Origin of the sequence: Leucobacter sp. Ag1, from assembly GCF_000980875.1 — a bacterium.
GTDB lineage: Bacteria > Actinomycetota > Actinomycetes > Actinomycetales > Microbacteriaceae > Leucobacter > Leucobacter iarius.
In genome coordinates this window covers 1-8,055 of record NZ_LAYO01000038.1, presented here as the reverse complement: position 1 = coordinate 8,055, position 8,055 = coordinate 1, and the positions used below count along the sequence as shown (strand labels likewise).

The window sequence follows — 8,055 nt, the reverse complement described above, 5'->3', positions numbered from 1 at the left end:
GTTCGTTCCTCACGCCCGAGCGTCTAGGCGGTCCAGGAGGGTGGCTTCCATTTCGTCGAGATGCAGTGGCTTCATCTCGACGACGAAAGTGGGATGCAGCGTCGCAGATGGCACAGCGCTGGGGCTCTGGCGAGGGCGAAACCCCTGGAGGCGAGATAGTGCCACCGGAACGCGGAGCTCCGCCCGGACTGACTCGACGATGCCCCAGGACGCTTCGTCCAGATTGTCCCAGTCGTCCACGAAGATCGCGGCCTTCGCTCCTTCGAGACGGGTCCGAAGCCTGGCAGCCGTTTCCGCGAGTGAGGCAGGAACTCGGTCGGGTACTTTGCTGCCTGCGATACCAGCGAGGTGGAGGGCAGCGAAATGCTGTTGCTTCAGCGACGCAATTCCGCGAATCGTGAGAACCTGCCAGCCACTGGCCTCCAGCCGAGCCTGTAACGTCGCAAGGAACGCGGTTCTGCCACTACCGCGAGTGCCAACGATATCGAGGCTCATGCCAGAGCCAATCAGGGAGGTCGCGAGATCCAGGTCCTTTTCCCGCCCAGTAATCATGCTGACCTACTTCCCGCGCATTGCGTCTCTATGCGGCCGACGCCGCGACACCCCACCATGCGTCCGCTGCTCCGATCCAGGGAACCTACCTGAGTCCGCTATCGGCAAGGCGGGAAGCTTTGCAACTTGGATGAGGGCCGCCATCGGGCGCATGGGATGCACCCAACGTCATAATGGAGAGCCTGCGTAGACAAGGAAACGTCCGAGCCTGAAACGGCTATGTCACGAAGAGCCTATGTATATGGTTTCGCATATCATGTCCGAAAGCGCAGAGTTCAGTGTCTGCCCATGTTGGTTTGCGTAGCTATGCCTCGGGCTTGCCGCAGTTCGATGCGCCCTTAGCGCGCTGCATCGGGGGTCAAGAGGCATGCATCGCCGCCACTCGGCCAGAACGATTCTCCCCGATTTAACGGATGAGCATAACGGATGAGCATATAGGCGCGATCCCTCAACCTCCGGTTGGTAGCAGGTGTTCCCCGGCCCTAGGGGAAGCGGACCTGGGTGGGAGTGGCCCTATTACTTTTGTCAAGCCGCGAGAGCGGTGTGATGCTGGGCACGTGGCTGGTAGAGACTCTCGGTTCTGAGCATTGCGTTGAGGACGTCGCAACGCCTTCGCGCAAGTGCGATGAGGGCTTGGTTATGGCGTTTGCCCTGCGCGATCATCCGGTCGTAGTAGGCCCGGGGTTCGGGATCCCGGAGCGCCGCAAACACGGAGAGGAACATCGCCCGCTTCAAGACCTTGTTCCCGCGCTGTGAAGGCGATTCGCCCCGGATCGAGGTGCCTGAGCGTCTGGTGACGGGTGCGAGACCGGCGTATGCGGCGAGGTGCCCTGCTGTGGGGAAGTGTTTCCCGACGATCTCGGTGAGGAGCCTGGCTGCGGTCCTGAGGCCGACTCTCGGCATACTCGTCAGGACCGGGTGAAGAGGATGCGCCACCACGATCTTCTCGACCTCGGACGCGATGTCAGTACGTTGCTGGCGGAGCTCGATGAGTTGTGTCACTAGCCGTGGTAGCACGATACTCGCGGCGTTCGTGCCAGCGACCGTCACTGTCTGCTGATCGAGCGCGTCGAAGATGTCCGCCGCCCAGACCCAGCCCTTACGCGGGGCACGCTTGAGGAGCCTGGCCGCGACGCGCTTCTGCCCGGCCTGGCGCAGGTCATCCGGTGATGGGTAACGTTGCAGGAGATCGAGGATCGCGGGATGATCCAGACGCGGCCCGAGCACCTTCTCCAGCATGGGGTGGATCTGGGTGAGGAGACCACGTACCCGGTTGGAGACCTGCGTGATCTGCGCAGCAAGATCGTCATCGAAACCGAAGAGTATCGATAGTTCCGCGATCTGCTGGTCAGCGACTCTGATCGAGCGAAGCATTCACGGCATCGTGCGTGCGGTCTCCGCGATGATGAACGCGTCCCTCGCGTCGTCGGTCTTCGCCTCACCGGGGTGGAGGTCCGCGACGCGACGCATGGTGAGCCCAGGGAGGTAGCCGATGAGCACACCGGATGCCTGTGCGAAGGCGACGGGGAGCGTGCCGATCGTGGCTGGCTGATGGACGACTACGAGTGCTGGCCCGTGCTCGGGGAGCCGGTTGAGTGCCTGGATGATCCCGGCCTCGGTATTCGGGAGCGGTTTGTCGTAGAGCTTCGTGCCGTCGCGGGTGAGTGCGACAGCATGATACTCGCTTTTGCCGACATCCAAGCCGATGAGAACTTGCACTTCGTCGTGATGTTCGATCTGACCCACGGGTGTTCCTCCGTTCCTGGCTGGTTCGACAGTCAGGTGGCGGTGGGCGTCGGCATCCACGTTACGAACGGCCCCACGCGATCAAGCGTGTTCCGGTCTTGCCACTATCAGCGATCACTCACCGCCAGGCGGGGCCTGGTGACACCCCCCCAAATCGTTCCTTGGACAGGGGGCAATAATCATGCCGGGCCCGGCTGGCTGCCTTGCCCCTCATCCTCCCGGATGCTGGGCTACGAACAAAGCAACGGGGATCTCAGCATAGTTGAACCAACAGAACCATGCACTGTTGGTCAACGGAAGGAGACGGTCGGTCGTTGCGTGGCCATGAACATCAGATTAGGCAAGCGCGGTACGAGCAATGAGTTTTGATCCGTTCGGGGTGTGTGCACGGGTGTCCAAGGTGTCGCTCTCTGCTCAGCGATCTTCGACGCTCAGAGCAGAGCCCCATCTTGTGGTCCAGAGCAGAAGCAAGGCACACGCCTAGAGTTCAAGAACGCGGTCGCCAAGTGCATCGGGCAGAGCGGATGCTCGTTCGTATCAGAAACGTAGCCGGCAGACTGCCGCGTTCTGTCCCGCGAGCTGACGTGCCGTTCCGGTGGGCGGGGAGCATGTCGTTGAGCTCGTCGAGAGTTTCGATGGCAGTCACGAGGATCGGGTGGTTGCGGAGGACCTAGTCGACCTTCCCCTCGACGCCGCTGTTCTCCTGCGCGCCGATGATGCCGTGCAGGCAGCAGAACGTATCACAGCCGCAACAGCAACCGAAAAGCACCCACCGCTGGTTCTCCTCCCTGCCCGGCACTTACCGTGAAAGACGGGCGTGACCGTGCCGGAATGGTTGTTATAGCGGATGTGCCATGTCGGCACCCTGCTCAGTGCTTCGAACGCCTCGACCTGCCCTCGCGGAACGCCTGCTGCCCGCTGCCCCGGCATACGTGGACTACTTCCTGCAACAATTCGCGATGCGTTGCTCCATTCGCGCTCAACAAGCACGGGCGATACTCCGGCTCCCACTCGGGCCCGCGATCGTACAGTGGTAACGGTCGATACCGGGCAACCAACACCTATCGCCTACCCAGGGACTATTCACTACTCGCGGTGTCTAGCGGTTTCGGTGAGACTGGGTAAGAAACGAAGGGGGAAATCGTGGCCGCCTACAGTTGTGGACGATGCTCGGTTGGCTCCTTGCTAACACGGCTCTTGGCTTTGCGGAACGCGATCAACCCAAGCAAGGAGAGTACGACCCCGATCAGCACTCCGAGCAGAAAGTCGATCCCGGTTCCAGTAACTGAGAGGATAGGTATGTTCGGAGGGTCGCTTCCGGAATCTGGCTCGTCAACGGTCGAGATTTCGGGCTCATATATGATCGAAGTCTCAGTGACGGCGAACAGACCTTTCTCTCCGCTATCGGTGCTGCAGGTCTCGGTTCCAAGAAGCCGGACGATGTTTTCCCCAATAAGCAGATCCACGTCGACGGAGTAGGCTTGCGCCTTCCCTCCGAGGCCTTCGCCGAGCAGGATTCGTGACCCATTGAGGTAGATTTCGGCAACGTCAGCTCCCACGAATTCAACGGAAACGATCACGTTCTTTTGTGCGGTATGCGTCTTCGATTGTTTCGTAAAGTTGAGAAACTCTGCCGAGGGCTGGCCACAGACCCGAGTTGACACCAGCCCCCCTTCACTGTCTTCCGAGAGTGCGCTGACCTGGCCGGGAGGCGCCCCATATGCTGCCTCACTTCCAAGGAGCACGGGAGCGGAGCAGACCATCACAGGGAGCAAGAGGATTGCCACGATGACTGCTGCCATCCTGGCGCTGATACGAGCTGAAGTTGCTTCGGAGAAGAACTGCCTTCGGGGGCTGCTATCGGTCATGTTCTCTCCCCTTCTGGACGCTCAGCCCGCTCGGCGTGCAGTGCTTCTTGTACTGCTGCCTCTACCGCTCGAGAGACCTTGTGCTTGCGGGAACGACGTACGATCCAGAAGACACCTACCGCCAAGACGAGGCCACTAAGGATGCCCAACAAGATCCCCAGCGGCAACACGAATACCCACTTGCTGCTGACCTGGTCTTCCCCGAGAATCGTGGTCGTCGTCGTCACTTGGTAGATGCCGGGAGAGCTCTCGGCCCATTCAAGAGCGATTCTTCTGCTGGTGTCCGGCAGTACAGGAGATTGCTTCGAGGACTCGAATACTTCATTCCCGAAGAGTGTCGAGACCTGAATCCTGGAAGAGACAAAGAAGTCCGTATTCCCTGTGTTCTTCACGGTAGTAGAAGACGTGAGTGGGGCCGCGGGCTGCCACCAGTCAACCCGTTCCTCCGTGATCCGACCGGCTTCGCGAGTGTCGCCGTTCACGGTGACATAGAGCAACATTCCTGCACGGCTCTTCACCACGACGGAGGAATCGGACTCGTCTGGCACCCGAGTTTCCACGAAGAGTGCCGCGTACTGCCCTCCGGCCGGTACATCCTCAGGAACCTGAATGAGGTACGGAACTTTCGTGAGTTCGTTCGCTTCCAATGTCACGCTCTCACTGCCAAGGGTGACCCACCGCGACAACTGGGTACGGGGAGCATCCGTCTCGAAATCGGGATTTTGATAGTCGATGTCACTGATCTGATATGGGCTCACGTAAACACTGAACTCGATGGGCTTGCTTCCGGAGTTGAACACTTCGAATGTGCCATTGTAGGACTGACCAGGGTCGAGAGCGAGCTTCTCGCGTGTCGGCGAGATTGTGATCGCCGAGGGCTCGTCGCTTGCGTCGACGGCAAGCGCGGAGTCCACTGTGAGCACCGCGCTTGCTCCGACAAGGAACAGGCAGAGCAAGAAGATCCCCACTCTGTGCGCAAGGGAGAACCCGAGTCGTCGCGTCACCCGGCTGCTCGATCCGCTGCTATGCATAGTCATAGGTATTCTCACTCTGCCTGTTCCTGTTGTAATTCGCCGGGGCTAGTTTCCAGCGACGACTACTGGGCCGTTGCGGTGTACAGAACCTCATTGGTGTACAGACCCACGGCGAGATCCTTCGCCTTGATCGCGTAGTTCACCTTCGTGACATCGCCCATCACCGCAGCGCCTGCCGTCTTAATGGTCTGGTTGGCGTTCGTCATACCGGCAAAGTTGTACGGTGTCGACGAAACGTTGTTCAGATCAGGCATCGCGCCAAGGCGGAAACCCCACTGATCGTTGCCGAGCGCGACCGGCGCGAGCGGCGTACCCGATACGGCAGCGAAGCCCGTCGAAGGATCATTCACATTTGCCATCAGGCTCGACGGGGAGATCGAACGCGCCTGCAGCGTGTATCCGCCGGTCGACGTCGTGCTGACTATGACGTCATGGCTCTTCGAGGAGATGCGGCCGCCGGCATCCGGAAGTGCCTTGATGTTCACATCTCCGGTGGTCTGGATGATGATGACGTCCTTGACCTCACCACCGATGGTGTCGCTTTCGGTGTCGGTCTCACCGACCGCGTAGGCGCCCGGGGTGACGACCAGACCAGCCACGATCAGTGCTGCCGAAGCCAGCGCACCGAGACCGAACTTTGCCTTGTTCTTCATGTTGTTCCTTTCCATGCACTTCGAGACATGCTCTCTCGCATCCCGCTTTGTGCGTTTCCTTTTCTTCCCATCTGAGGTCCAGTGGGGAAGCTTGCTGATGGCACTCAGTTGGCCACCGCTGTGTAGACGATCGTCTGCTCATAGCGGCCGGGTGGAGTGCCGGGCGAGACCCGCATCGCATACCAGATCTCGAGGTTGTCGGCTGTGCAGTGGTCAGGGTCGAGCACCGCCTGCGCGCAGGTTCCCGTCGACGAATTTCGGATCGTCGCGGGGGCCGTCGGTCCGGGAACCCCAGCCCAAAGGTGCTGGCCACCGCCAGACACGTTCTGTTCGACGGCGGTTGACGCCCCGAAACCTCCGAGGTTGTCCACTCGGAACCCCCAGGACCCTGCATCGAGCGTGGTCGGAGAGAGCGTCGTTCCGGTTCCCGACATAAGCAATGCGCCAGGCATCTCTTCGTTGACGAGGGCTCGCTCCTCGGTCTCGGTGGAGACGGTGAGCGAGTATCCCGCTGGCGAGTTGGTGCGCACCTGGACGGTTTGCTTCGCGGAGGAGAGGCGATTGCCTTCGGTCACGTTCACATCCATGCCGTCTCCTATGCCACTGACCCCGATCGAGATGAAGGCCGGCCCTCGCGGTGTGGCGGTGACCACGAGCGAGAAGGGGCTCGTGAGGTCATCCTCGTTCGTCGCGGTGATGCGGAACCAGTGCTTCACCCCGTTGGTAAGACCGGACGCCTCTATCGTGGTGAGCAGCACATCGGCCGGATCCACGGGTACCGTCGTCCACACCGCAGCCGGGTCTGCGCAGTCTGTGTAGGTCGGGGCAGGCCCTGCGGGCACCCGACACATCTCGACGGTGTAGTTCTTGAGATCACTGCCTCCGTTGTCAATGGGCGCGAGCCAGTTGAGCGTCACGGTCGTATCGTCAGGGATCACGTCAGCATCGCTCTGTGTGATCCTGGGCGCGGTTGGCGCGGTGAGGGGTTTCGCAAAGGTCGCCGCGTATGCGGCCTGCTCGTCAGCGGATGTCGCATGCCCTTCCGAGAAGGGATCATTCCACGGTCCCTGCCCATCACGAGTTTCGAGCGGGTCGGGTGATTCGTTGACTGCGGCGACACGGAACTCATACCACTGCCCGTTCTGCAGCCCGGTCACGGTATACGTGAGCGCGGTAGATGTGCCACGCACCACCGGGACCCAGCCACCGGACCCCGGTGCGCCCGAACCACTCGCGAGCCGGTATTCGATCTTGTAGTCGACGATGGGGAAGCCGCCATCGCTCACCGGCTCTTCCCACGTCAATGCGACTTCGCCGTTGTCGGCGGTGGCGCGCAGCTGCTGCGGTGCGTCTGGGGTGCCCATCGGAGTCGCTTTCACAGGTCCGCCCCAGGGGCCGTTGCCGTAGCTGTTCGCCGCAGCAACACGGAACCAGTAGTCCTTCGTGTTGATGAGGTTGCCGACGACTCCCGGGGATCCGGTGATCGGGGTGCCCGGTGTCCAGTTCACCCAGCCGGTGAGCGGATCGGAGGTGACGACGTCGGGGTCGTAACCGGGGTCGGAGGGATCCATCCGCGTGTACTGGATCTGGTAGTGCGTGATGCCGGCACCGCCCGGAGGCGCCACCGAACGGATCACCTTGCCGCCGTTCAGACCGTTGCCCGCGTAAATCTGCCAACCGGCTGCGGTGATGGCAACCGTATTCGAAGCCGCGGTGCCGGCCTCGCTGGGCTGCTCTTGCCAGCTCTCACCCTGGTTCTCAGAGCTCCACACGGAACCGTGCTCGTGGTACCCGCCGACCACGAGGCGTCGCCCATCGTAGGAGGAGGCCACGCTGAGCCAGGAGCCGAGCGAGCCCGTGGCCGCAAAGCCAGCCGCATTGACGAGGGAGTCTGCCGTGCCGAGTTCATGGAAAGTCACGGCTTTCGATACGTACACCTTCGATACCGCCGACGCGCCCGACCCGGTGGTCCGCGCGACCATCAACGTGCGACCATCACCCGAGAGGGTCGCGGCAACCACATCCGTGCCACCCATATTCGGGCGCTGCACGAACGTCAGACCCGAATCCTCCGACAAGAACACACCGTAATGGCCAATGATGGATCCCGAACTCTTCGCAGCCATCACCCGCGACCCGTCACGAGACACCCCGACACCCGCCCACACAGTACCCGTACGATCGGGCGTGAGGAACGAACTG

At 61.3% G+C, this 8,055-nt stretch carries 5 protein-coding genes and 1 pseudogene; all 6 read right to left on the bottom strand.

What is annotated here, in order from left to right; all coding sequences use genetic code 11:
• Positions 1-9: 9 nt before the first annotated feature.
• Positions 10-495 (bottom strand): hypothetical protein, encoded by a 486-nt coding sequence (locus XM48_RS17680; RefSeq protein WP_156174880.1) that lies wholly within the window; start codon positions 493-495, stop codon positions 10-12.
• A 582-nt stretch (positions 496-1,077) separates the two neighbouring features.
• Positions 1,078-2,298, bottom strand: a pseudogene (locus tag XM48_RS00420) (IS110 family transposase).
• Positions 2,299-3,449: 1,151 nt separating this feature from the next.
• Complete coding sequence (locus tag XM48_RS17675) at positions 3,450-4,166, bottom strand: hypothetical protein (RefSeq protein ID WP_125100199.1); 717 nt, start codon at positions 4,164-4,166, stop codon at positions 3,450-3,452.
• Positions 4,163-5,089, bottom strand: a complete 927-nt coding sequence (locus XM48_RS00410; RefSeq protein WP_125100198.1) for a hypothetical protein — start codon at positions 5,087-5,089, stop codon at positions 4,163-4,165. Before XM48_RS00410 ends, XM48_RS17675 begins: the two co-directional genes overlap by 4 nt.
• A 173-nt stretch (positions 5,090-5,262) precedes the next feature.
• Positions 5,263-5,853, bottom strand: a complete 591-nt coding sequence (locus XM48_RS00405; RefSeq protein ID WP_046453795.1) for a hypothetical protein — start codon at positions 5,851-5,853, stop codon at positions 5,263-5,265.
• Positions 5,854-5,957: 104 nt separating this feature from the next.
• Positions 5,958-8,055 (bottom strand): fibronectin type III domain-containing protein (locus XM48_RS00400; protein ID WP_231580750.1); only part of this gene is annotated, 2,098 nt, incomplete at its 5' end.

Coding starts and splice junctions, on each gene's coding strand:
- XM48_RS17680 (WP_156174880.1), bottom strand. CDS start 495: ATGAGCCTCGATATCGTTGGCACTCGCGGTAGTGGCAGAACCGCGTTC.
- XM48_RS17675 (WP_125100199.1), bottom strand. CDS start 4,166: ATGACCGATAGCAGCCCCCGAAGGCAGTTCTTCTCCGAAGCAACTTCA.
- XM48_RS00405 (WP_046453795.1), bottom strand. CDS start 5,853: ATGAAGAACAAGGCAAAGTTCGGTCTCGGTGCGCTGGCTTCGGCAGCA.